Here is a 25,315-nt window from a genome sequence, read left to right as displayed (position 1 = left end):
CCGTCATGGGCGCGAAATGTAACCGTGGTGCCTGCCATGCGACCACGCCGATGTATCCGAAAAACGATCGTTCACCGGATAGGCACGCATTTCGCCCGGATTAAGGCGAACGTGCCGCAATGCTAGCCGATCATGGTTACCAGGAGTTTCCCGGGGAAGCCGCCAACCGAACGCCAAGGGCGACAGGTCTCTTCAGGACACATCCGGTCCGAATGCCGCGGCGATCCGGCCACCGACGATGCCGCGACCGACTTCGCCCACGGGACGCGTGGTGCGGCGGGCCGCCTCACCCTCGACCACCCGCCAGGCGGTCCGGTCGGCGAGCAGCGCGGTCAGGACTGCATGGTTGAGCTTGTGGCCGCCACGCACCGAGCGATAGGCGCCAAGCAGCGGCAGACCGGCCAGCGAGAGGTCACCGATCACATCCAGCACCTTGTGGCGGGCGCATTCATCGGCGTAGCGCAGGCCCTCGGTATTGAGCAGCCGCTCGTCGTCGAACACGACGGTGTTGTCGAACGAGGCGCCGAGGGCATAGCCCGCGCTCCAGAGCCGCGCGACATCGCACATCAGGCCAAAAGTCCGGGCCCGGCCGACTTCGCGGCGGAAACCTTCCGGGTTGAGGTCGAAGGCGTAAGCCTGCTGGCCGATGACGGGATTGGTGAAGTCGATCTCGACCTCGACGCGGAACCCGCTGGCGTGGGGCCTGATCTCGCCGAAGGACTCGCCGATCTTGACCGAGATCGGCTTCAAAACCTGAATGAAGCGGCGCTGCGCCGGCTGGGTGACGATGCCGGCCTGGTCGATTGCCGCGACGAAGGCCGCAGCGCTGCCGTCCATGATCGGGACTTCGGGACCATCGATCTCGATGGTGGCGTTGTCGACCCCCATGCCCCGGAGCGCGGCAAGCACGTGCTCGGCAGTGGATACCAGCGGGCCATCGTGGTCGCCGAGGACAGTGGCAAAGTCGGTCGCGATCACCTGCTCGGCAGTCGCCTGGACTTCGCGGTCACTTCCCTCGAGCCCGGTGCGGACAAAAATAAAACCCGCGTCGACAGGCGCAGGCCCAAGCGTGAGAGTGACGGGAAGACCGGAATGAACGCCCACGCCTGCCACAGAGGCTTGCGCACGAAGCGTTGTTTGCCGGCTAAATTTCATCAGGAACCCGCCCCACTACGACCCACTGCGACTTATACGAGATCCACCTGGCCGGTCAGTGCCGACATTCCCGCGAATCCGTATCCCCAAGTCACGGCAAACCATAGTTGCTGCCTCAAACAGCGCCAACTCACGCTTTTTTACCGATTGTTACCCCAAACCTGCCGTATTCGCGCCAAGGCTTAACCAAATTGCGCCGAGGTCGGAGGCCGCTACCGGTAATTTTACTGAAGCACCGAATGTGTAATTAATGATTTAAAATCAGTTGCTTGGCGGCGCAATCCGGGCATGCACGGGAGCAAAGGAAAGGTCCCGGCAAGCTTCTCGCCGGGACCTTTTTTTCGTCTGCCTTATTGTAACAATCCTCAGGTCGCCTGGCGCCGCAGGAAGGCCGGGATATCAAGATGGTCGTCGCCCTGTGGCGCCGGAGCAACAGGTGCAGGGCGGCCATGCATGTCCAGGCCCTGCGGCGCGGAACGGCGGGCATACTCCGATACCGGCTCGCTGGACGCGATCTGCTGCGCCACGGTCTTCTGCGGCCGGCGCTCAGGCAGCGGCGGCATGGCCGGACCGGCGGTACGGGCCGCAACCGGCGGCTCACTTTCCTCCTCGCGACGGCCGAGGCCGACATTGGCGAGGCGCTGCAGCAGCGACAGGCGGGTCTTCTGCGGGGTCTCTTCCTCGACCTCGCCGCGGGCCTGACGAATCTCAGCCTGGGCCGGCATCGGCAGCTCCTCAATGCGCGGCATCCGCGGCGCACGGACCGGCGGACGTTCGGCCTGCGGCGGAATGAAGTTTTCAGGCGTCATCGGCTCCTGCATCGCGACCGGGGTCATGTCCGGCTCCGGAAACAGGGTCGGCTTCTGCGCGATCGGTCGCACGGTGACGTCGCCATAGGTCTGCGGCGCGGGCGGCTGCGGAGCTTCAGCAACGGCAGCGGCGATCGCGGCGAGCGCAGCACGCTCGACGTTCGGACGGGGCGCGGCAGCAGCCGGAGCGGCCGGGGTCTGGGCTTCCAGCTTCTGGGCGCGTTCGGCCAGACGCTGGTTGTCGGCACGGAGCCGCGCGGTCAGGTCGGCGAGGCGGCTCTCGGCCGCGGCGGCCGGTGCGGCGGCCTGCTGCACCTGCGGCGCCGGGTTCGCGACGGGAGCGGAGGTCGCCTGGCTGTTGCGGGCGATCGCGGCCTGCTCGATGCCGGTGGCAACCACCGAGACGCGGATCAGGCCGTCGAGCGCCTCGTCGAAGGTCGCACCGACGATGATGTTGGCGTCCTGGTCGACTTCCTCGCGGATGCGGGTCGCGGCCTCGTCGACCTCGAACAGCGTGAGGTCCTTGCCGCCGGTGATGGAGATGAGGAGACCCTTGGCACCCTTCATCGAGCTGTCGTCGATCAGCGGGTTGGCGATCGCGGCTTCCGCGGCGGTCAACGCACGCTTGTCGCCGGAGGCTTCGCCGGTGCCCATCATCGCCTTGCCCATTTCCCTCATCACCGCTCTCACGTCGGCGAAGTCGAGGTTGATCAGGCCTTCCTTGACCATCAGGTCGGTGATGCAGGCGACGCCCGAGTAGAGCACCTGGTCGGCCATCGCGAAGGCATCGGCGAAGGTGGTCTTCTCGTTGGCGACCCGGAACAGGTTCTGGTTCGGGATGATCAGGAGCGTATCGACGACCTTGTGCAGCTCGTTGATGCCGGCTTCGGCGGTGCGCATGCGGCGGCCGCCTTCGAAGTGGAACGGCTTGGTCACGACGCCGACGGTGAGGATGCCCATGTCGCGCGCGGTCTTGGCGATCACGGGCGCAGCGCCGGTGCCGGTGCCGCCGCCCATGCCGGCGGTGACGAACACCATGTTGGCGCCCGAGAGATGGTCGCGCAGCTCGTCGATCACCTCTTCCGCCGCCGCCGCGCCGACGTTTGGCTGCGAGCCAGCACCGAGGCCCTGCGTGACCGCCGTGCCCATCTGCACGATGCGCTGCGCCTTCGACATCGTCAGCGCCTGCGCGTCGGTGTTGGCGACCACGAAGTCGACGCCCTGCAGGCCCGCCGTGATCATGTTGTTGACGGCGTTGCCACCGGCGCCGCCGACGCCGAACACGGTGATCCGGGGCTTCAGTTCGTGAATATCAGGAACATTGATGCTGATGGTCATGGTTGCCTCTCGATCACGCGCGCGTGGGTTCGCCCCGGCCGGCGGCCGCGGGAGTTGGTGAAAATCGAAGATTGCGGGAAGCAGTCATCAGAAGCCCTCGCGTAGCCATCGTCCGACCTTTCCGAAATATCCGCCGGTCCCTGTCTTGACCTGCTGCCGCGTATGCCGCGGTTCGACATGTTCGAGGTGAACATATTGCGGGTAGACGAGAAGTCCGGTCGGCACCGCGAACGCGGCGTTCTTCGCCTCGTTGGGCAGCCGGCCAAAACCGAGCGGACGGCCGACCCGCACGGGACGGCCGAGAATCTGGGTGCCGAGCTCGACGAGACCGGTCAGCTGCGAGGCTCCGCCCGAAAGCACGACGCGGCCGTTGGGCTCTGAGGCGAAGGGCGAATCCTTCAGCTTGTCCCGAACCATTTCGAAGACTTCCTCGGCACGGTGCTTGACGATGTTCGCGATGGTGGCGCGGGAAACGATCTGCGGCAGATCCTGCTCGTCACCGGCTGTCGGCACAGACATCAGCTCACGCGAGTCCGATCCGCCGGTGATGACGGTGCCGTATAAGGTCTTGATTCGCTCGGCATCGGCAATGGTCGCCGAGAGTCCGCGCGCAAGATCCATCGTGATATGTTGCCCGCCGACCGCAAAACCCGCCGCATGCACGAAACGCCCGCCTGAATAGACGGCGATCGTGGTGGTGCCGGCGCCCATCTCGACGACGGCGGCGCCGAGATCGGCCTCGTCGTCGGTCAGCACCGACAGGCCGGCGACATAGGGGCTCGCCGCCATGGCTTCGACATTGATGTGGCAGCGCTCCACCGCCAGCATCAGGTTCCGCGCCACGGTGGCGTCGCAGGTGACGACGTTCATGTCGACGCCGAACTGGTGAGCGACCATGCCGCGGGGATCGCGGATGCCCTTGACGCCGTCGAGCGTGTAGCCGACCGGCAGCGCGTGCAGCACGGTGCGGCCTTCGCCGGTGGCGTGGCGCATGCCGGTGGAGGTGACGCGGCTGACATCGGCCGGCGTCACGGCGCCGCCGCGGATGTCGGCGGCGGCCTCGACCAGCTGACCGGCCGGCCGGCCGCCGGAGACCGACAGCAGCACCGACTCGACCCGCACCTTGGCCATCTTCTCCGCAAGCCCGACGGCCTGGCGCACCGCCTGCTCGCATTCGCCGAGATCGATCACGGCGCCGGCCTTCATGCCGCGCGCCTGGATCTGGCTGTAGCCGACCAGCTCCACCGCGTGGGTCCGGCCGCGCAGCGCATCGCTCGGCGGCGACGGCTTCAGCCGTGCGATCATGCAGGCGATCTTGCTGGTGCCGATGTCGAGGCAGGCCACGAGGCCGCCGCGCTTGTGCGGCATCGGGCGCGTCTTCGGCGTCTGGGTGCGATCGAGACCGGTCATGCGGAATCCCCGGCCTTCTTTTTCTTCTTGTCCTTGAACTGCTCCTCGCGCGCCTTGGCGGCGTCCTCGGAGAGCTGCACCACCAGGCGATCGGGCAGGCGCATGTCGACGGCGACGATATCGCGGGAGAACAGCCTGTCTTCCTTGTCGAGCCTGGATAGCATCGCAAGCGCGTTGCCGACGTCCTGCTCCGGCAGGCGGATGTCGAGGCCGTCCTTGAGCCTCAGGTTCCAGCGCCGCTCGCCGACGAAGATCGCGGCTTTGGTGATCGAATTGACCTGCGGATAGCGCGCCAGGAGCGCCAGGAAATCGCGCGCCTGCGTCTCGGCGCCCTTGCCGACCACCAGCGGCAGCGTCAGGAAGCGGCGCGAGACATAGGGCTCGAGCACAGCGCCGTCGTCGGCGATGACGGAGAGACGGCCGGCCTCCTGCCACAGCGCGAACGCCTTGCGCTCGGTGAGCTCGATCATGAGCTGGCCCGGATAGAGCTTCAGCACGGTCGCATCCGCAATCCAGGGGTTGGCCTTGAGCTTGTCGCGCACCGCGTCGGCGTCGAGGAACAGCAGCGAGGAGCGGCCGCTGACGCCGCCGATCGCAAGGATCTCGTCCTGGGTCAGCTGCTTGCGGCCGTTGATCACGACGGAGGTGATGCGGAAGCCGGCGGAATTGGCCAGCGCATTGCGGGCATCGCTGACCGCAGTGATGAAATCCTGCAGATGGCCGCCCTTGACGATGCCGAAGCCGCAGCTGCCGATCAAGAGCAGCACGGTCATGCCGAGGCCGACCCGGCGCGGCAGATAGCGCTCGACCAGCGCGACCGCGCGCGGCGGCGGCTCGCGCTCGACGACGGCCCGGGCTTTGACTTTGGCTTTGGCCTTGTCCTTGGCGGCGGCGCGCGCCTCGGCGTGCCTGTCCTGCATCCACTCGCGCAAAAGCACGACCGCTCCGATAGCGGCCGCCTTCAGGTCAGCTTGGGGCCTCAGCGATCTGAAAAGCGATCGGGTGAGGCTTCCTGCTCCATCCATTGCACGAGCTCGTCAACAGTTTGCCCGCGACATCGCGCGGATCCTGGCGAACATGACGTCTCGGACGTGCCGGGCCGGGTGCTGGTCTTCAGCAGAAGAAAACCTCTCCCCTTCAAAGCGTTCGCTGCAGGTGACATCACCCGCCACAGCTCACGCGCCGGCAGCCAAAGCGCCATATGCGCCGCCAGCGTTAACCTTCGGATGTCCTGGTAAACAAAAGGTAAAGTTCGTTAACGCGGGACGCTTTTTGCCCAGCCCTGTGAGGCATTTATGCCGCGATGTCCGGCATTTTACCGGATTTGGGCCCCAAAACGGGCCGTTTCGCCCGCCCGGCCGTTAACCAGTCCTAATTATTTCCGCACGCCCCGCCCGGCGAGCTCGACCAGCCCGTGCAGGAAATCGACGAACGCGATGCCCTCGGCCTTCAGCGCCTTGGGGTAGAGCGAGGACTTGGTCAGCCCGGGCAGCGTGTTGGTCTCGAGATAGACGAGGCCCCTTTCCGAGACGATGAAATCCGATCGGGAATAGCCGGTGCAGGACATCGCCCGGTGCGCCAGCATCGCCTGCGTCTTCAGCGCGGCGGTGATCTCGGGGGCGAAGCGGCCGGGGCAGATCTCCTGGGTCGACTTCAACAGATATTTCGCGGCGTAATCGAAATTGCCCTCGCCTGGAATGATCTCGATCGGCGGCAGCGCGATGATCGAGCCATCGGCGCGCTCCAGCACGCCGCAGGTCGCCTCGACGCCGGCGATGTAGGGCTCGATCACGTATTCTTCGTGCTTCGCCGCGTTGCGGACGGCGACGAGGTCCTGCTTGGCGTTGACGAAGATCAGGCCGTAGCTCGACCCGTCGCGCGCAGGCTTTGCGATCAGCCGGCCGTATTCGGCGAAGGCCTCCTCGATGTCACCAAGCGCAACGCTCGCCGGCGGCGTCACGCCGCCGAGCGCGGCGAAGCGCTTGGCCGCGATCTTGTCGAAGGCGAGATGCGAGGACGCCGAGCCCGAGCCTGTGAACGGCACGCCGCGCGCCTCGCACATCACCTGCAATTCGCCGTTCTCGGCCCGCCCGCCATGCAGGCCGAGCACCAGCACGCGGTCTTCCGCCCTGGCCTGGTCGAGCGCCTGTGCGAGCGGAATGCCCGATGTGCCCGGCTTGAACTCGTCCTCGAACGGGCGGGCATGTTCGAGCAGTTGCTTCGACTGCACGACGTGCACCCTGTCCTCGACGTCCCACCACCACAGATCGGCCTCGGGCAACGCCTGATGCAACGCCTGGGCCGAGGCGACCGAAACCAGACGCTCGCGATTGGAGCCGCCGAAGAGGATGGTGATGCGCATGTTCTCAATTACCTATCTGCTTCGTCATTCCGGGATGCGCCGTAAGGCGCAGGCCCGGAATCCATACTCCCGATCGTGGTTATGGATTCTCCGATGCGCAATTGCGCATCGTAGCTCTCGCTTCGCGAGCCCCGGAATGACGGTGGTCATGAAACCCCGATCCGCTTGATTTCCCAGTGTAGCTCAATTCCGGAATTCGCCTTCACCCGTTCGCGCACGGTCTCGCCCAGCGTCTCGATGTCGCGCGCGGTGGCATCGCCCGTGTTGATCAGGAAGTTGCAGTGCATCTCCGAGACCTGCGCGCCGCCGACGCGCAGGCCGCGGCAGCCGGCGGCATCGACCAGCTTCCAGGCGGAGTGGCCCGGCGGGTTCTTGAAGGTCGAGCCGCCGGTCTTCTCGCGGATCGGCTGCGCGGTCTCGCGATGCGTTTGCACCTCCGCCATGCGTGCGCGGATCGCCTCCGCATCGCTGATCTCGCCGCGAAACCGCGCGGAGGTGAAGATGATGGAGGGATCGACGCCGCTGTTGCGGTAAACGAATTTCATGTCGGCGTTGGAGAAGACATGCTTGGTGCCGTCGCGCCCGACGCCCCTCGCCTCGATCAGCACGTCCTTGGTCTCGCCGCCATTGGCGCCGGCATTCATGCGCAGCGCGCCGCCGATGGTGCCGGGAATGCCGAAGTAGAATTCGAGCCCGCCGATATTGGCGGATGCCGCCACTTCCGCCACGCGCTTGTCGAGCGCAGCCGTGCCTGCGGTGACGATGTCGCCACTCGCGGTGGCCTCGCCGAAGGTGCGCGGCGCAAGGCGGATCACCACGCCGGCAATGCCGCCGTCGCGCACGATGAGGTTGGAGCCGACGCCGATGACATAGACGGGAATGTCGGCGGCAAGATGCGCGAGGAAGTAAGCGAGATCGTCCTCGTCCGCCGGCGTGAACAGCACCTGCGCCGGACCGCCGACGCGAAACCAGGTGAGCTCGGCCAGCGACTGGTTCGCCAGCAGCCGGCCGCGCAGCTCCGGCATCGCGGCTTTGAGAGCGGGGGTGATGTCGGGGAAGCTCACCACCTCACCCCAGCGCCTTCAATTCGCCAGGCAGCGCATACGCCCATTGCGTGATGTTGCCGGCCCCCAGGCACACGACGAGATCGCCTGGTTTCGCCAATCCCTTGACGATGCCGGCGAGCTCCGTGGCGGCCGGCAGCGGGATCACCTCGCGGTGACCGTGGGCGCGCAGGCCGGCGACGAAATGATCGCGGTCGATGCCTTCGATCGGCGCTTCGCCCGCTGCATAGACGTCGGCGACAACAACCGCATCCGCATCGTTGAAGCAGGTGCAGAATTCCTCGAACAGCGATTGCAGGCGGGTGTAGCGATGCGGCTGCACCACGGCGATCACCTTGCCGGTGTAGGAATCGCGCGCCGCTTTCAGCACCGCCGCGATCTCAACGGGGTGATGGCCGTAATCGTCGATCACGGTGACGCCGTTCCATTCGCCGGTCTTGGTGAAGCGGCGCTTGACGCCGCCGAAGCCTGCGATGGCACTGCGAATCTTGTCGTCGGAAACGCCGAGCGCGTGCGCGACCGCAATTGCGGCCGTCGCATTGGAGGCGTTGTGCCGGCCCGGCATCGGCAGCGCGAGGTCGGCGATCTCATGCGTGGTGCCCGTCTTGCGGTCGCGGATCACGACCTTGAACTTCGAGCCGCCACCGCCCGCGGTGAGATCGACCAGGCGCGCATCGGCCTGCGGATTCTCGCCGTAAGTGATGATGCGGCGGTCCTCGATCCTGCCGACGAGGCTCTGCACCACGGGATGATCGATGCACATCACGGCAAAGCCGTAGAACGGCAGATTCTCGACGAAGTGACGGAACGCGTCCTGCACGGCCTCGAAGGTCTTGAAGTGGTCGAGATGCTCGGGGTCGACATTGGTGACGATCGCGACGTCGGTCGGCAGCTTCAGGAACGTCCCGTCGCTCTCGTCGGCCTCCACCACCATCCAGTCGCCGGCGCCGAGACGCGCGTTCGAGCCATAGGCGTTGATGATGCCGCCGTTGATCACGGTCGGATCGAGCCCGCCGGCATCGAGCAGCGTTGCGACCATCGTCGTCGTCGTGGTCTTGCCGTGCGTGCCGGCGATGGCGACGCAGCTCTTCAGGCGCATCAGCTCGGCCAGCATCTCGGCGCGGCGCACCACGGGAATGCGTTTCTCGCGCGCCGCCATCAATTCCGGATTGTCGCGCTTGATCGCGGAGGACACGACCACGACCTCGGCGCCGTCGATATTCTCGGCCTTGTGGCCGACCGAGACTTTCGCGCCCTTCTTGCGCAGACGGTCGAGATTGTAATTATCGGCGGCGTCCGAGCCCTGCACGGCATAGCCGAGATTGACCAGCACCTCGGCGATGCCGCTCATGCCGATCCCGCCGATCCCGACGAAGTGGATGGGTCCGATCTCGCGCGGCAGTCTCATGGCTGTATCTCTGTCTAGTCCGGCTGCGGCCGCGGCATTACCCCCGTCGTGGCCGGCCAGCGGCGAATCTCCTCCACTTCATGCAAGACCGGACGGATCGGGACAAGCCCGGTACGGCCTCCAAACGAGGTAATTTCCCGGTTGGATGCCCCATTTTGGCCCGTTTCGCGGATCGCGAGGCTCGCACTCGGATCACGGGGACCATGTCGCCGCTGCGGTCAGAGGGAGCCGGTTCGCGCGGCCGCCTCATCCTGGAGATCGAGCACGCGAAGATAGTTGCGCAGGCGATTGGCCTCGAGTGCGCCAAGGAGCTTGTTCTGATGATACGGCAACAAGAGATCGGCGAGCGGCGCGCTCCAGGGCGCGTCCAGATCGAAGATCACGCCGAGCCCGAATACGGCCGGGATCTCGGCAAAGCCGATCTCGCGGCCGCCCCTGAGCGCGTCGGCCAGAAAGTCGTCGATCGCCGTCATCACGCCGTTGCGCGCACCGCCGGAGACCTCGGCAAACGCGAACTGGCCCATGCCGCGAAAGCCTCGCCCATCGACCAGGGCTGCCTGACCGGGAACCGCACCGGCGTCAAAGCTGTAGGCATGGCGATACTCGGGTGGAATTCGCTGGGGCGCATAGTAGAAATCGCGCCGACCACACGGCCAGCCGATGTCGTGCACAAAGACCAGAAGCGGCTTGCCGGCGCGACGGCTGATCGCATCGATGTGGCCGAGCTCGTTGTAGACCGTGTACCAGTTGTGATCGCCATCGACGACCCAGGCATCGGCCTCGTCGACATCGGCGAACGCCTCCAGGCTCGTTTTTGCGAGATGGCGAACGTCCGGGCTGGTCTTCAGCCACTCCATGAATTCGCGCTTCGGCGCGGGATCGATGGCGGTGAGTCGTCCGCCGCGCCCACGACAATGCGCGGCAAGGAAAGGCGACATGCCGCCGTATTCCGAGCCGATCTCGACGATCTCTCGTGCATCCGCCAGCGCGAGCGCCTCGAGGATAAGGTCGGAGAACTCCGAGAGGGAATGAATCAGCAGGCCTGCCACGGGCAAATCCTCCGCCTTGTCAAGGGAGTAAACAGGCGCGATCGGCCCGGCCGCGCGCGACCATCGAGCCGAAAGAGCCGTCCGCAATCTTGTACGGCGCGGACGCTAAATTCCGGCGGTTTTCACCACGAGGTCCGCGAGCCTCTCGGCCGCGTCAAGCCGCCCTGCCCCCTTCGCAGCCGCGGCCATGGCGGCGAGGCGCGCGGGCTCGGCGGCCAGACCGGAGATTTCGGCGGCGAGACGATCGGAGGTGAACTCGGTCTGCGGGATGCGGATCGCGCCGTCGACCTTGGCCAGCACGCCGGCATTGGCGAACTGGTCCTGGTCGATCGAGCCGGGCAGCGGCACCAGGATGGAGGGCCGGCCGATCGCCGCGAGCTCGGCGACGGTGCCGGCGCCGGAGCGCGACACCACGAGATGGTTGGAGGCGAGCCGCGCCGGCAGATCCGTGAAGAACGGCGCGAGCTCGAACTTGATCTTGAGCTTGTCGTAGACCGCGCGCACGCGGCTCATGTCCTCTTCGCGCACCTGCTGGGTGAGGATGAGACGGCTCCACAGCGCAGGCTCGAGCCGCTCGATCGCGCCCGGCACGATATCGGCCATGATGCGCGCGCCCTGGCTGCCGCCGACGACGAGCAGGCGCAGCGGGCCGTTCACCTCGGGCGCAGCATATTTCACCGCAGCGGCTGCGAGGATCGCCGGACGCATCGGCGTGCCGACGGTCGTGGTCTTGCCTGCCAGCGCCGGATCGCGATCGAGCACGCCGGGCAAGGACGTCGCGATGGCGCGCACGCGGCTCGACAGGAACCGGTTGGCACGGCCGAGCACGGCGTTGGCGTCGTGGATGATGCTGGGCACGCCGGCGAATTTCGCCGCGACCAGCGGCGGCAGCGTCGGATAGCCGCCGAAGCCGACGACGGCGACGGGCCTCAACCGCTTGATCAGCGCGTAGGCCGACAGCGTGCCGGCGGCGAGCGTGAGGCCGGCATAGGCAAGCTGAAACGGATTGCGGCCGCGCGCGGTCTCGCTTCTGACGACGTCGATCATGTCCTTGCTGAACAGCCCGCTATAGCGCAGCGCGCGCTCGTCGGTGACGAGACGGACGCGAAAGCCGCGCCGGATCAATTCGACCCCGAGCGCCTCGGCCGGGAACAGATGGCCGCCGGTGCCGCCCGCGGCGAGAAGAATCAGGGGGGACGTGTCCATGGCAAATAGTCTTACAAGGACTTTTTCGTCATTGCGAGCCGGCTACACGGTGCACGTGCCCCGGGCGCAGCGCAGCACGCCGCATCTTGCGGCGTGGTGCGCTGCTGAACCGGGGCCCATGGCTGCCGCATTTCTGGGTCCCGGCTCTGCGCTCCGCTTCGCTGCGCTGGTCCGGGACACGATCCCTGTTAGGCATAACTCCGCATCGCTTCGGCGTGACCGCTCGCTTCGACCTCGGTGCGCGGGCGCAGCCGCGTCAGGGCCAGCATCATGCCGACGCCATAGGCCAGCGACACGATCGAGGACCCGCCATAGGAGACGAACGGCAGCGTCATGCCCTTGGCGGGGATGAGCTGCAGGTTCACCGACATGTTGATCGCTGCCTGCACGCCGAACAGGATCGCGAGCCCAGAGGCCGCGAAGCGCGAGAACATGTCCTCATTGGCATAGGCACGCGACAGCGTGCGGATGACGACGAAAGCGAACAGCGCCAGCATGGCAAGGCACAGGATGATGCCGAACTCTTCGGCGGCGACCGCGAACACGAAGTCGGTGTGGCTGTCCGGCAGGCTGCGTTTTGCGATGCCCTCGCCCGGACCGAGCCCGAGCCAGCCGCCGTTGTAGAAGGCCTCCATGGCGGTATCGACCTGGAAGGTGTCGCCCGAGGCCGGGTTCATGAAGCGCTTGATGCGCCCCGCCACGTGCGGGACGAACAGATAGGCGCTGAACAGGCCGGCAGCGGCCGCACCGGCCAGGCCGAACACCCAGATCATGCGCATGCCTGCGATGAAGAACAGCGAGCCCCACACCATCAGGATCAGCATGGTCTGGCCGAAATCCGGCTCCATCACCAGCAGAGCGACCAGCATCATGAGCAGCACCAGCGCCATCGAAGTCGCCGGCATCTCCGGCCGCTTGGTCGATTCCGCGAACAGCCAGGCGGCGATGACGACGAAGGACGGCTTGGCGATCTCGGAGGCCTGGATGTTGACTCCGAGCAGCGTGATCCAGCGCCGCGAACCCTTCACCTCGGGGCCGATCGCGAGCGTCACCACGATCAGGATGATGCTGATGGTGAAGATGATCAGCGCCGAGCGGCGGATTGCGCGCGGCGACAGGAAGGACACCCCGATCAGCACGATGCAGGACGGCACCAGGAACAGCACGTGGCGGCCGAAGAAATGGAAGGGATCAAGCCCGATGCGGGTCGCAACCGGCGGGCTCGCGGCCAGCGACAGGATCACGCCGGTCAGCATCAAGGCCAGGATGGCGCCCATCAGCGGCTTGTCGACGGTCCACCACCACTCGGAAAAGGGGGTGCGTTCTTCACGGGAGAGCATGGGCGGCCGCTTTCGGACAGAGGTCCGTCCATTGGTCGCCGAGGTTGGTTACCGGGGGGTTAATGAAGTAGATGAAGTTGTGAACAGTCTCGTGCCCCGGACGCAGCGCAGCGCGCCGCCTCTTCGCGGCGCTGCAGAGCCGGGGCCCATATCGCGGCAGTGTATCGTGTAGCGGCCTGGGTCCCGGCTCTGCGGAGCGTCACTTCGTGCCGCACCGCGTCCGGGACACGAGAGCCCTATTCGTAGTTGATCGCAACGTCCCCCGCGCGCTGATCGCGCTTGTAGATCTGATCTGGCCCGGGAATGAACCCGATCCTGACCGCGCGCTCGCTGCTCCAGGCGACGACAACGTCAAGGCGCCCGCGCACGCTGAAAAAGGTCGGCGTGCTCTCAGGCGAGAACGTCCGGCCGCGCGCCACGATGCTGGCCTGCGTGCTGTCGGGCACCGTCGCACCGCATGATTTCCAGACCACGACAACCAGCTTGCTGCCGCTAGGCGAGGCGAATGCGCGCTGGCTAACGACGCGGCACGCACCGAAGCCACTCATGAGATTGTCGACGACAACAACGAAGCCAAAACCCGCGGCGACTGGAACAGCAAGAGCAGCGACGACAATTCCGATCCAGCGTCGCCGCGACATAACTCACACCACCGGCTTCACACCCGGCAGCGCCTGCACCAGTTCGCGGAACTTCGCGCCGCGGATTTCGAAATTGCGGTACTGGTCGAACGATGCGCAGGCCGGCGACAGCAGCACGACGGCGTCGGTGAGGCCCGAGGCTTCCGCATCGCGCGCGGCGTGCTCGACGGCGACGTCCAGCGTCTGGCTGATCTCGTGCGGCACTTGCCCCAGCGTCCCAGAAAACTCCTGCGCGGCCTCGCCGATCAGATAGGCTTTTCGGATGCGCGGGAAATAGCCGGTCAGGCTTGTGATGCCACCCGCCTTCGGCTTGCCGCCGGCAATCCAGTAGATATCTGCGAACGACGACAGCGCATGCGCCGTGGCGTCCGCATTGGTGCCCTTGGAATCGTTGACGAACAGCACGTTGCCGCGCCGGCCGACCTGCTCCATGCGATGCGCGAGGCCCGGAAAGCTGCGCAGGCCGTTCTGCAGCACGTCCTGGCTGATGCCCATCGCGAGCGCGGCGGCGGCCGCGCAGGCTGCGTTCTGCGCATTGTGCAAGCCGCGCAGCGACCCGATGCCGCCGAGCGCGGCGACCTCGCTGCGGGCGCCGCCGGAGGCGCGCACGATGGTGCCGTGCTCGACATAAATGCCTGACGCGAGCGGGTTCTTGACGGAGATGCGCACCGCGTTCTTGCCGGCACGGTCGAGCCGGTCGGCGATGTCGCGGCAATAGCCGTCATCGACGCCGACAATCGCAGTGCCGCCGGCCTGCACACCGGCAACGAGGCGCTCCTTCACCGCGGCGTAGTGCCCGATGGTGCCGTGGCGGTCGATATGGTCCTCGCTGACATTCAGCAAAATGCCGACGGAGGGATCGAGCGATGGCGTGAGGTCGATCTGGTAGGACGACATCTCGATGACGTGAACGCGGCCCATGCGCGGCGGCTCCAGCGACAGGATCGCTGTGCCGATATTGCCGCCCATCTGGGTGTCGTAGCCGGCGACCCTGGTCAGATGCGCGATCAGCGCCGTCGTGGTCGACTTGCCGTTGGTGCCGGTGATGGCGACGAACGGCGCATCCGGCGCGTGTCGGCGCCGCTCGCGGCAGAACAGCTCGATGTCGCCGATCACCTCACAGCCGGCCTCGCGCGCTTTCAGCACGCTCCAGTGCGGCACCGGATGGGTCAGCGGCACGCCGGGCGCGAGCACGAGCGCTGCGAAATTCGCCCAGGAGACGTTGCGCAAGTCGGCGGTGATGAAGCCGGCCTGCGCGGCCTTGGCGACATTCTCGGCATTGTCGTCGGCGGCGACCACCTCGGCACCGCCCGCCTTCAAGGCATCGCAGGAGGCGAGCCCCGAGCCGCCGAGGCCAAACACCGCGACCGTCTTGCCGGCGAAGGATGTGACCGGGATCATCGCGTACCCGTCAGCGCAGCTTCAGCGTCGAGAGGCCGGCGAGCGCCAGCATCACCGAGATGATCCAGAACCGGATCACGATCTGCGGCTCGGTCCAGCCGAGCTGCTCGAAATGGTGATGGATCGGCGCCATGCGGAAGATGCGTTTGCCGGTGAGCTTGAATGACACCACCTGCACGATGACGGAGACCGCCTCCAACACGAACAGGCCGCCGATCACCGCGAGCACGATCTCGTGCTTCACCGCGACCGCGATGGCGCCCAGCATGCCGCCGAGCGCGAGCGAGCCCGTGTCGCCCATGAAGATCGAGGCCGGCGGCGCGTTGAACCAGAGGAAGCCGAGACCGGCCCCCAGCAGCGCGCCGCAGAGCACCGCGAGCTCGCCGGTACCCGCGACATATTTGATCTGGAGATATTCGGCGAACACGGCGTTGCCGGCGAGATAGGCGATCATCGCAAAGCTCGCGGTCGCGATCATCACGGGAACGATGGCGAGGCCGTCGAGACCGTCGGTGAGGTTCACCGCGTTGCCGGAGCCGACGATGACGAAGGCGCCGAAGATGACGAAGAACCAGCCGAAATGCAGCACCGTGTCCTTCAGGAACGGAACCGTCAGCGCGGTCGAGGCGGGATCGCGGTTCAGCCGCACCAACGCGTAGCAGGCGACCAGCGCAATCACCGCCTCGATCAGTAGGCGAAGCTTGCTGCCAAATCCGGTCGTGGTCTGCTTGGTCACCTTGAGGTAATCGTCATAGAAGCCGACGAAGCCGAAGCCGAGCGTCACCGCGAGCACGATCCAGACATAGGGGTTGAGCGGATTGGCCCACAGAACGGTGCCGACCGTGAGCCCGGACAGGATCATCAGCCCGCCCATGGTGGGCGTGCCCTTCTTGGCGAGATGCGATTGCGGACCGTCGGTGCGGATCGGCTGGCCCTTGCCCTGGCGGATGCGTAAGTGATCGATGATCCAGGGCCCGAACAGGAACACGAACAGCGCGCCGGTCACGACGGCGCCGCCGGTGCGGAAGGTGATGTAGCGGAAGACGTTCAGGAAGGTGCGAAACGCACCGAAGCCCGGAAATGTGTTGGAGAGCTCGATCAGCCAGTAAAACATTCAGACGGTCCTATGGCGCCTTTGCGCACGCTGCCTTTGCACACGCAGCTTTGGCCTTGTTCCTGGCCTTTGTTTTGGCCTCAATGTGCCTCACGCGCATTCGCTGGTCTTCATCATCGGGTCGGGCGCGACCTCGGGGGAAACGGACGGCTTCCGCCGCAAAGGATGGGATTCGGGAACAGCGCCTTCCAAGCAGTTTACGCCTTTGCCTGCAAGGCGGCCACCAGGCCCGGCACAAACTTGTTGACCCAGAACATCTTCTTGCTGCCCTTGACAACCACGACGTCGCCTGCCTTCAGCAGGCTCGCGACCTCGCTCGGCTTCAGCGTGGCGGGATCATCGTGCCAGCCGAGGCCCTTGCCCGATGGCAGCACGTCGAAGAGGTGGCGCATCAGGGGGCCGACGCAGTAGACCCCGTCGATGCCGTCGAGATGCCTGGCGAGGCCGGTGTGATAGTCTGGCGCATCATCGCCCAGCTCGAGCATGTCGCCGAGCACCGCGATACGCCGGCCGCCGGTCACGTGGCGCGCCTGCAGGCTTTGCAGCGCAGCAGCAACGCTGGCCGGATTGCCGTTGAAGCTGTCGTCGATCACGGTGACGCCGCCGATCGCCTGCTCGACGCCGCGTCCGGTCATGATGCCGACCCGGTCGAGCTTGATCGCGAGGGTCGCGACGTCGAGATGCGCAGCATGAACGGAGGCGAGCGCGGCCAGCGCATTGTGCACCCGGTGCGGCGCGCCAGGGGTGAGGCTGAAGGCGATCTCCTTCTTGCCGATCGCGGCCACGATCTGCCAGCTCTCGCCGTGGGGCGCGTGCGCGACCTCGTGCACCTCGGCATGCTCGCCGCCGAAGCGCACGACCTTGCCTTTCCATTCCGGCGCCTTGATCCCGGCGGGCAGCACCAGCACCCCGTCCTCGGGCAGGCCGAGCGCGATCGACACCTTCTCGCGCCTGATGGCGTCGAGCGAGCCGAGCTTTTCCAGATGCACCGGCTGGACGTTGACGACGAGCGCGACGGTCGGCCGCGTGAGTTCGCTGAGCCGCGCGATCTCGCCTTGCTGGTTCATGCCCATCTCGACGACCCAGAGGCTCGCGTTCGGCTTCGCGTTGCACAGCGTCAGCGGCACGCCCCAGAAATTGTTGAAGCTCGAGGGGCTCGCATAGGCGTTCGGATAGGCGGCGAGGAATTCCTTGGTGCTGGTCTTGCCGGCGCTGCCGGTGAGGCCGATCACCGGCCCATTGAAGCGCGTGCGTGCGGCGCGCGCGAGTCCCCAGAGGCCGTCGATCAGCGTGTCCTTGACGACGATCTGGGGAATGCGGATGCCCGCGATCTCATGCGGCACGATCATCGCGACCGCGCCCGAAGCCGCCGCCTTGTCGGCGAACTCCCAGCCGTCGCGCGCGCTGGCGAAGGCCGAGACGAAGCCGCCGCTCGGCGTGCCGCTGAGCGCGACGAACAGGCTGCCCGGCTTCACCAGGCGGCTGTCCTGGGTGACGAAATCGATTGGCGTATCCGGGAACGATCCGGCAACGCCAAGCGCACGCGCGACCTCGGCAACCGTCCATAGTGGCGCGCTCATGCAACCCTCGACGCTAGTGCGGCGGCAACCGCCTCGTGATCACTGAAAGGCAGCACCTCGCCGCCGACGATCTGTCCGGTCTCATGCCCCTTGCCGGCGATGAGCAGCGCATCGCCGTCTTCCAGCTCCTCGATCGCCGCGCGGATCGCAGCGGCGCGGTCGCCGATCTCGCGGGCGCCCTTCGCGGTGGCGAGGATCGCGGCGCGGATCGCTTCCGGCTTCTCGCTGCGCGGATTGTCGTCGGTGACGATGACGCCGTCGGCATTCTCGGCCGCGATCTCGCCCATGATCGGACGCTTGCCGGCATCGCGGTCGCCGCCGGCGCCGAACACGACGACCAGCCTGCGCTTGGCATAAGGCCGCAGCGCCTGTAGCGCTTTCGCCAGCGCATCGGGCTTGTGCGCGTAGTCGACGAAGATCGGCGCGCCGTTGCGCTCGCCGACGCGCTCGAGCCGGCCCTTGGCGCCTTCGAGATGTTCGAGGCTTGCGAACACGTTTGCAGCGTCGCTGCCGGTGCCGATGGCAAGGCCGGCCGATACCAGCGCGTTCTCGATCTGGAATTCGCCGACCAGCGGCAGCCGGATCGCGTAACCCTTGCCGCGATGTTCGACCGCGAGCTTTTGCGAGAAGCCTTCGACCACGGCCTCCGTGAGGCGGATGCCCTCGCCTGCTCCATCGCCGTTGCGGCCCACCGCCATGACGCGCAGGCCGCGCGACTTCGCCGCATCGATTGCTTCCGCCGAGCAGTCATGATCGGCCGAGATCACTGCGGCGCCGCCCGGCGGCACCAGCTCGCGGAACAGGCGGAGCTTGGCCGCGAGATAATGTGCAACGGTCGGATGGTAATCCATATGGTCGCGCGAGAGATTGGTGAAGCCGCCAGCCGAGATGCGCACGCCGTCGAGGCGATACTGGTCGAGCCCGTGCGAGGAGGCCTCGAAGGCGAGATGCGTGACGCCTTCGCGCGCGATCTCATCGAGCTGCCGGTGCAGCGCGATCGGATCCGGCGTCGTCAGCGAGCCATAGACGGTGCGCCTTTGCGAAACGAGACCGATGGTGCCGATGCTGGCGGACGCATGCCCCAGCCGCTCCCAGATCTGGCGCGTGAAGGCGGCGACCGAGGTCTTGCCGCTGGTCCCGGTGACCGCGGCGATCGTCGCGGGCTGCGCCGGGAAGAATCTTGCCGCGGCCAGCGCCAGCGCGCGGCGCGGATTGGCAACCGCGATGAACGGCACGTTGCAGATCGCCGGCGCATGGTCGCCGACGACCGCCACCGCGCCCGCGCCAACCGCAGCATCGATGAAGCGGGCGCCGTCGGTCTTGCTGCCTGACAGCGCAAAGAAGAGATCGCCCGGCTTGACCACGCGGCTGTCGAGCGCAACGCCGCTGACGTCGAGCGCCGCAACGGCGGGCTCGATCGCGGCATCATTGCCCAGAACATCCTGACCCAAGAGGTCGCGCAGCTTCATGGTCTTCCAGTCGACATGCCCTGCCGGAAAGCCGAATCCCCAAGGAAATCCCGACTCAGCACCGGCGATGGCCCACCCGGTTGATTACTGGGTTGTCCTGGATGCTGCAAGAATAAGGCGCTCGGACGGCGGCAGGTCGAACCGTGGCTCGACGCCCAGAAGCGGCGCGATCCGCTCGATCACCTTGCCGCCGGTCGGCACCGCGTTCCAGCCCGAGGTGATGAAACCCTTCGTCTCGGGTATCGCCTGAGGCTCATCCAGCATGATCAGGATCTGATATTTCGGATCGTCGCAGGGCATGATGGCGGTGAAGGAGTTGAGCACGCGCTTCTTGGCATAGCGGCCGTTGATGACCTTCTCGGACGTTCCGGTCTTGCCGCCGACGTAGTAGCCCTTGACGTCGGCCGTCTTCGCGGTGCCGATCTCGGCGTTGAGCCGCATCAGGAACCGCATCTTGTCGCTGGTCTCGGTCTTGACGACACGCTTGGCCATCGCGGCCGCTTCGGATTCGCTGCGCTTCATGAAGGTCGGCGGAATCAGATAGCCGCCGTTCACCAGCGCGTTGATGCCCATCACCGCCTGCAGCGGTGCCACCGACATGCCCTGGCCGAACGCGATGGTGACCGTGTTCAATTCGCCCCAGCGGCGCGGGATCAGCGGCGCCGCGCTCTCCGGCAATTCGGTGCGCAGCCGCGTCAGCTGGCCCATCTTGGCGAGGAACGCCTTGTGCGCGTCGACGCCCTGGCTGAGCGCGATCCGCGCCGCGCCGATGTTGGAGGAGAAGGTGAACACTTCCTTGGTGTTGATGAAGCGCCCGAGCGGGTGGCTGTCATGGATGGTGAACTTGCCATAATGCAGGTTTCCGCGCGCATCCCACGACGAGTTCAGATTGATCTTGCCGGAATCGAGCGCCATCGCCAGCGTGAACGCCTTGAAGGTCGAGCCCATCTCGTAGACGCCGGTGGTCAGGCGGTTGATGCGGTCGGGGTCGTGCGCTTCCTTCGGATTGTTGGGATCGAAGTCCGGAAGCGAGACCATCGCCACGATCTCGCCGGTCTTGACGTTGGAGACGATGCCGGAGGCGGCCTTGGCGTGGAACTTGTCCTTGGCCTTCAAGAGCTCGTCGCGCAGCGCATGCTCGACGCGCAGATCGACCGAGAGCTCGATCGGCTTTTGCAGCCGGTCGGTGGCAAAGCCGGCGCGATGGAGATCGGCGAGCCCCTGGTTGTCGAGCCACTTCTCGAGGCCGGCGATGCCCTGGTTGTCGATGTTGACGAGCCCGATGAGATGGGCGACCTCGTTGCCGGTCGGATAGACGCGCTTGTTCTCGCGCAGGAAGCCGATGCCGGGAATGCCGAGCTTGTGAATGGCCTGCTGCTGCGCCGGCGTGACCTCGCGCTTGAGCCAGGCGAAGCCCTTGCGCGACTTCAGGCGCTCGCGCACCTCAGCCTCGTCGAGGTCGGGAATGGTCGCGGTCAGCAGCTCGATCGCCTCGTCCTTGTCGATGATGCGGCGCGGCTCGCCGAACAGGCTCGCCGCCTTGACGTCGGTCGCAAGGATCGCGCCGTTGCGGTCGACGATGTCGGGCCGCGCGGTCGCAACCACCTCCTGCGCCGCGGCGCGGCGCGCGCTGTGGGCGTCGGCACCGATCGCAAACATCACGAGCCGCCCGCCGATCAGGGCGTAGACCGAAGCGAAGGCGAGCATCGCGAGGCCGACGCGCGCGCGCGCCTTCGCGGCGCGATCGACGTTGCGCCCGTACAGCAGGCTTCGGATCAGCCGCTGCCGCCAAGGCTCGGTCGACTTTTCGGTTGGTCTTGCAGGCGTCGCCGGGCTCATTGCTTGTCCTCGGGCTGAGATACGGAGCCCGTCACCGTGTCGGGGTCGCTCGCGGCTTCGATGGTCTTGAGCATGGCCCCGATCGGATCGGGCTCGCCCGGCTTGAACATCCGCGGCGGACGCTCCGGCAGGTTCTTCAGCGAATCATATTGCGTGCCGTTGACCGGCTTCAGCGACAGATGCCGGTCGGACAGCCCTTGCAGGCGCAAGGGCGCATCGAGCTTGGCCCATTCGGCGCGCAGCGAGGCGATCGCATCGCGCTGCTCGCGGATCTCCGCATGCAGCCGCAGCACCTTCTCGGTGCGCGCCGTGGAGTCCATCTTGATCCGGTAGACATGGGCCGCCGCGAAGATCAGCGCACCGATGACGAGGAGGTGGATGATGCGCATGCGCTAGCCGCCCCTCATCACGTCGGAGAGTTTCGGCCAGGATGATGCCTCGTCGGTCTCATGTGCCGGCGCCGAGGTGCGCTCGGCGGCGCGCAGCTTTGCCGAGCGCGCGCGCGGATTATGCGCAACTTCGTCTTCGCCGGCGACGACCGGCCGCCGCGTCAGCAGCTGGAAGCTCGGCGGACTTTGCGCGACTTCCGGCAGATGCCGCGAACCGCCGCCGGTCTTGGACCGCTCGGAGAGGAAATTCTTGACGATGCGGTCTTCCAGCGAATGGAACGAGACGACGACGAGGCGGCCGCCGGGCTTGAGCACGCGCTCGGCCGCAACGAGCGCCGTCTGGAGTTCCTCGAGCTCTTCGTTGACGAAGATGCGCAGCGCCTGGAACGTCCGCGTCGCCGGGTGAATGTCGCCGGGCTTCGATCGAACGACCCTGCCGACGAGATCGGCGAGCGCGCGCGTGGTCGTGAACGGGGTTTCCTGCCGGTCCGCCACGATGGCGCGGGCGATGCGGCGCGAATGCCGCTCCTCGCCGAAGAGATAGATGATGTCGGCGAGATCGCCTTCGGAGGCGCGCGCGACGACGTCCGCGGCAGTCGGGCCTGTCTGCCCCATCCGCATGTCGAGCGGACCGTCGAGACGGAAGGAGAAGCCGCGGCCGGCCTGGTCGAGCTGCATCGAGGACACGCCGACATCCATCACGACGCCGTCAACGCCATCGACGCCCTGCGCCGCGCAGACCTCGGCAAGGTTGGAGAAGCGGTCCTCGATCAGCGTCAGCCGGCCCGCGGAGCGTTCGACCAGCTCGGCACCGCCGGCAATCGCGGTGCGGTCGCGATCGATGGCGATGAGTCGGGTTCCCGGCACCTCCAGGATCGCGCGGCTATAGCCGCCGGCACCAAAAGTGGCGTCGACGTAGACGCCGCCCTCCCGCGGGGCCAGATGCGCGATGGCCTCACGGCCAAGAACGGGGATATGCGGAGCCGAGCTCATGCGCGACGCCTGCCGACCGCCCAGCCTGACGTCCAAGCGAGATCGCGGTCGAACAAGCCCATAACGCCTCGAATCATTGCGCGTCGCGGCGGTTCCACGACAAAGCCTCTGTCCTGCATGGTTACCGAGCCTGGTCGTCCCGGGCCACAAACCCAGTGTTCCCAGTGGAATTTGTCGGGCAGCCATGGGATTTCGAGCCAAAATACGCTTTGGCCGCCTCCGGACGCGGGTCGGCTCTTCATCCCTCAGTAACGGCCCTTAGCGTTAAGAAAGCGTTGCTCGGCTCATGACAAGTGGAAAAGGTGACGAGGGGGTGATGCTTCATCCACACACATCACCAAAATGCATCCATTAACCGCGCCGCGCGATTGCGCGCGGTGGAGGGTAAAGGAATAGTAAAGAGAAGGGCTTGCCCCATCTCCGTCCGTTCGAGCTGCTCATGCCCTCCGGTTCGTCCACGCCGTCTGGATCTGATTCGAAGCGTCACCGTGTTCTCCCGGTTCCCAAGACCGTGGCGAGCCTGCGGACGTTCGAGCCCGATTCCTCGATCGTCTCGGACATCATCCCCTCGCCCAATCATGGCGAGCGCAGCAAGGGACGGCAGCCGGACATGATCGTGCTGCACTACACCGGCATGCCCGATGTCGAGGGCGCGCTGGCGCGCCTCTGCACGGCCGGCACCGAAGTCTCGGCGCATTATGTCGTGCTGGAGGACGGCCGCATCGTGCAATGCGTGCCCGAGGCCAAGCGTGCCTGGCATGCGGGCGTCTCCTCCTGGGCCGGCGAGGACGACATCAACTCCTGCTCGATCGGCATCGAGATCATCAATCGCGGCCATGACTGGGGCTATCCCGAGTTTCCGCTGCGCCAGATCGCCGCCGTGATCGCGCTGTGCCGCGGCATCGTGCTCCGCCGCAAGGTACCTGCGCACCGGGTGCTCGGCCATTCCGACGTCGCGCCCGCGCGCAAGAAGGATCCCGGCGAAAAATTTCCATGGCATTCGCTGGCCAATTCCGGCGTCGGTCACTGGGTGACGCCCGCGCCGATCGTTCGAGGCGAGACCCTGATGCTCGGCACCATCAGCGACGCGGTGCTGAGCATGCAGCAGGCGCTCGCAAGGTACGGCTATGGCGTGCCCCTGAACGGCAAATACGACGCTGCGACGATGGAGGTCGTCACCGCCTTCCAGCGCCATTTCCGTCCGGCACGGCTCGATGGTGTCGCGGATCATTCGACGCTGTCGACATTGCAGGCGCTGCTGGCGAGCTTGCCGGCGGAAGGGACGACGGTGGCGTCGAAATGAGGGCGTAGCCGCGCAGTTCAGTCTCGTGTCCCGGACGCGCGAAGCGCGAGCCGGGACCCATTCGGCGATACGACCCGCTGCGGGATGGGCCCCGGCTCTGCAGCGCACCGCACCGGACGATGCTTCGCATCGCCGGACGCGCTGCGCTGCGTCCGGGGCACGAGAGCCCTACCCCATCTCCCTCACTCGTCGCGCATAGAGCCGCCGCAACGGCTCGAGCTGCGTCGCTTCCGTCGCCGCACGATAGGCCTCGCGCGCCTCCTCCGTCCTGCCGAGCCGCCGCAACAAATCCGCGCGCACGGCGGGCAACAGCTCATAGCCGCGAAGCCCGCCGCGCGCGGTGATCGCATCGACGAGATCGAGCGCTCGTGCCGGCCCATCGACCATCGATACCGCCGCGGCGTGATTGAGCTCGATCACCGGCGAAGGGCTGATACGCAACAGCACCTGGTAGAGCCCCGCAATCTGCGGCCAATCGGTCTCCTCGAAGCTCGGCGCGCGCGCATGCAGCGCCGCGATCGCGGCCTGCACCGCATAGGGCTGCGGCCGGCCCGGCACGCGCAGCGCGTCCTCCACCAGACGCAGGCCCTCGTCGATCTGCGCGCGATCCCACAGCGAGCGGTCCTGCTCTTCGAGCAGCACGATGTCGCCGGCCGGTGTCTCGCGCCCGGCGCGGCGCGCGTCGTGCAGCAGCATCAACGCCAGCAGGCCCTTGATGCCGGCACGATCGGGCATCAGCCGGTCCAGCAGCCGGCCAAGCCGGATGGCCTCGGCTGCAAGATCAGGCCGCATCAGGTCCGTACCATCGGTCGCGACGTAGCCCTCGGTGAAGACGAGATAGATCACGGCGAGCACGCCATCGAGCCGCGGCGCCAGCGCCTCGCGCTCGGGCACCTCATAGGGGATGCCGGCAAGCCGGATCTTCTGCTTGGCGCGGACGAGCCGCTGCGCCATCGCCTCCTCGCCGACGAGGAAGGCGCGTGCGACCTGCGCCGTCGACAGTCCACAGACGGTGCGCAGCGTCAGCGCGACCTGCACCTCGGGCGCGAACGCGGGATGGCAGCAGGTGAAGATCAGCCGCAGCATGTCGTCGTCGAGCGTTGCCGGCGGCTCGTCGGGGCCCAGCGCGTTCAGTTCGAGCTCATGCACCAGCACCTGCTGCTTGCCGCGGAAGACAGCCTGGCGGCGGATGCGGTCGATCGCCTTGTGCTTGGCGACATTGACCAGCCAGGCGCGTGGACTGTCGGGGACCTCACATGCCGGCCAGCGCTCCAGCGCGACGGCAAAAGCATCCTGGAGCGCGTCCTCGGCGAGATCGAAATCGCCGACGAGACGGATCAGCGTGGCCAGCGCCCGCCCCGCCTCGTCACGGAAGATTTTGTCGATCTCGCCAGAGGTCATGCCACGCGATCACTCCCCTCTCGTCATTCCGGGCCTGCGCCTTG

Annotated in this window: 20 protein-coding genes; 1 reads left to right on the top strand and 19 read right to left on the bottom strand. The window is 66.5% G+C overall.

The window, feature by feature from the left end; translation table 11 throughout:
• Positions 1-192 precede the first annotated feature (192 nt).
• The 18 genes from lpxC to rsmH form a co-directional block, all read right to left on the bottom strand.
• Positions 193-1,155 (bottom strand): UDP-3-O-acyl-N-acetylglucosamine deacetylase, encoded by a 963-nt coding sequence (lpxC, locus tag JQ566_RS23355; protein ID WP_212376140.1) that lies wholly within the window; start codon positions 1,153-1,155, stop codon positions 193-195.
• A 365-nt stretch (positions 1,156-1,520) separates the two neighbouring features.
• On the bottom strand, positions 1,521-3,302 hold the full coding sequence (ftsZ, locus tag JQ566_RS23350) for a cell division protein FtsZ (RefSeq protein ID WP_212376138.1): 1,782 nt from the start codon (positions 3,300-3,302) through the stop codon (positions 1,521-1,523).
• An 87-nt stretch (positions 3,303-3,389) separates the two neighbouring features.
• Positions 3,390-4,712 (bottom strand): cell division protein FtsA, encoded by a 1,323-nt coding sequence (gene ftsA, locus JQ566_RS23345; protein WP_212376135.1) that lies wholly within the window; start codon positions 4,710-4,712, stop codon positions 3,390-3,392.
• Positions 4,709-5,737, bottom strand: a complete 1,029-nt coding sequence (locus JQ566_RS23340; protein WP_212376132.1) for a cell division protein FtsQ/DivIB — start codon at positions 5,735-5,737, stop codon at positions 4,709-4,711. Before JQ566_RS23340 ends, ftsA begins: the two co-directional genes overlap by 4 nt.
• A gap of 350 nt (positions 5,738-6,087) precedes the next feature.
• Complete coding sequence (locus tag JQ566_RS23335) at positions 6,088-7,074, bottom strand: D-alanine--D-alanine ligase family protein (protein ID WP_212376129.1); 987 nt, start codon at positions 7,072-7,074, stop codon at positions 6,088-6,090.
• A gap of 146 nt (positions 7,075-7,220) precedes the next feature.
• On the bottom strand, positions 7,221-8,138 hold the full coding sequence (gene murB, locus JQ566_RS23330) for a UDP-N-acetylmuramate dehydrogenase (protein WP_212376126.1): 918 nt from the start codon (positions 8,136-8,138) through the stop codon (positions 7,221-7,223).
• Positions 8,139-8,142: 4 nt separating this feature from the next.
• Positions 8,143-9,546 (bottom strand): UDP-N-acetylmuramate--L-alanine ligase, encoded by a 1,404-nt coding sequence (murC, locus tag JQ566_RS23325; protein WP_212376123.1) that lies wholly within the window; start codon positions 9,544-9,546, stop codon positions 8,143-8,145.
• 218 nt (positions 9,547-9,764) lie between these two features.
• On the bottom strand, positions 9,765-10,595 hold the full coding sequence (locus tag JQ566_RS23320; protein WP_212376119.1) for a class I SAM-dependent methyltransferase: 831 nt from the start codon (positions 10,593-10,595) through the stop codon (positions 9,765-9,767).
• Between the two features lie 105 nt (positions 10,596-10,700).
• Positions 10,701-11,801 carry an undecaprenyldiphospho-muramoylpentapeptide beta-N-acetylglucosaminyltransferase gene (murG, locus tag JQ566_RS23315; protein ID WP_212376114.1) on the bottom strand — a complete coding sequence of 367 codons (1,101 nt, stop codon included), beginning with the start codon at positions 11,799-11,801 and terminating at the stop codon, positions 10,701-10,703.
• 188 nt (positions 11,802-11,989) lie between these two features.
• Entirely contained in the window at positions 11,990-13,141 is a 1,152-nt protein-coding gene (gene ftsW, locus JQ566_RS23310; RefSeq protein ID WP_212376110.1) for a putative lipid II flippase FtsW, read from the bottom strand.
• Positions 13,142-13,377: 236 nt separating this feature from the next.
• Complete coding sequence (locus JQ566_RS23305; RefSeq protein WP_212376107.1) at positions 13,378-13,689, bottom strand: hypothetical protein; 312 nt, start codon at positions 13,687-13,689, stop codon at positions 13,378-13,380.
• Positions 13,690-13,785: 96 nt separating this feature from the next.
• Positions 13,786-15,183, bottom strand: coding sequence for a UDP-N-acetylmuramoyl-L-alanine--D-glutamate ligase (gene murD, locus JQ566_RS23300; RefSeq protein WP_212376104.1), 1,398 nt, complete (start codon positions 15,181-15,183; stop codon positions 13,786-13,788).
• Positions 15,184-15,193: 10 nt separating this feature from the next.
• Positions 15,194-16,297, bottom strand: a complete 1,104-nt coding sequence (gene mraY, locus JQ566_RS23295) for a phospho-N-acetylmuramoyl-pentapeptide-transferase (protein ID WP_212376101.1) — start codon at positions 16,295-16,297, stop codon at positions 15,194-15,196.
• 197 nt (positions 16,298-16,494) lie between these two features.
• Positions 16,495-17,877, bottom strand: a complete 1,383-nt coding sequence (locus JQ566_RS23290; RefSeq protein WP_212376098.1) for a UDP-N-acetylmuramoyl-tripeptide--D-alanyl-D-alanine ligase — start codon at positions 17,875-17,877, stop codon at positions 16,495-16,497.
• Positions 17,874-19,346: a UDP-N-acetylmuramoyl-L-alanyl-D-glutamate--2,6-diaminopimelate ligase gene (locus JQ566_RS23285; protein WP_212376095.1), complete on the bottom strand. Its 1,473-nt coding sequence runs from the start codon at positions 19,344-19,346 to the stop codon at positions 17,874-17,876. The genes JQ566_RS23290 and JQ566_RS23285 overlap by 4 nt, the downstream gene beginning before the upstream one ends.
• Before the next feature lie 84 nt (positions 19,347-19,430).
• Positions 19,431-21,185 carry a peptidoglycan D,D-transpeptidase FtsI family protein gene (locus JQ566_RS23280; protein ID WP_212376092.1) on the bottom strand — a complete coding sequence of 585 codons (1,755 nt, stop codon included), beginning with the start codon at positions 21,183-21,185 and terminating at the stop codon, positions 19,431-19,433.
• Complete coding sequence (gene ftsL, locus JQ566_RS23275) at positions 21,182-21,574, bottom strand: cell division protein FtsL (protein ID WP_212376090.1); 393 nt, start codon at positions 21,572-21,574, stop codon at positions 21,182-21,184. The genes JQ566_RS23280 and ftsL overlap by 4 nt, the downstream gene beginning before the upstream one ends.
• 3 nt (positions 21,575-21,577) lie before the next feature.
• Positions 21,578-22,567, bottom strand: a complete 990-nt coding sequence (gene rsmH / locus JQ566_RS23270) for a 16S rRNA (cytosine(1402)-N(4))-methyltransferase RsmH (RefSeq protein ID WP_212376086.1) — start codon at positions 22,565-22,567, stop codon at positions 21,578-21,580.
• 439 nt (positions 22,568-23,006) lie between these two features.
• Between rsmH and JQ566_RS23265 the strand changes: the two genes are divergently transcribed.
• Positions 23,007-23,870: an N-acetylmuramoyl-L-alanine amidase gene (locus JQ566_RS23265; RefSeq protein ID WP_212376404.1), complete on the top strand. Its 864-nt coding sequence runs from the start codon at positions 23,007-23,009 to the stop codon at positions 23,868-23,870.
• A 168-nt stretch (positions 23,871-24,038) separates the two neighbouring features.
• Here JQ566_RS23265 and JQ566_RS23260 read toward each other — a convergent pair whose 3' ends face one another.
• Positions 24,039-25,271 (bottom strand): RNA polymerase sigma factor, encoded by a 1,233-nt coding sequence (locus JQ566_RS23260; protein ID WP_212376083.1) that lies wholly within the window; start codon positions 25,269-25,271, stop codon positions 24,039-24,041.
• Positions 25,272-25,315: the final 44 nt, after the last annotated feature.

It is taken from the genome of Bradyrhizobium sp. SZCCT0231, from assembly GCF_018130245.1.
GTDB classification, from domain to species: Bacteria; Pseudomonadota; Alphaproteobacteria; order Rhizobiales; family Xanthobacteraceae; genus Bradyrhizobium; species Bradyrhizobium japonicum_F.
This window is presented reverse-complemented; position numbering and strand designations above follow the sequence as displayed.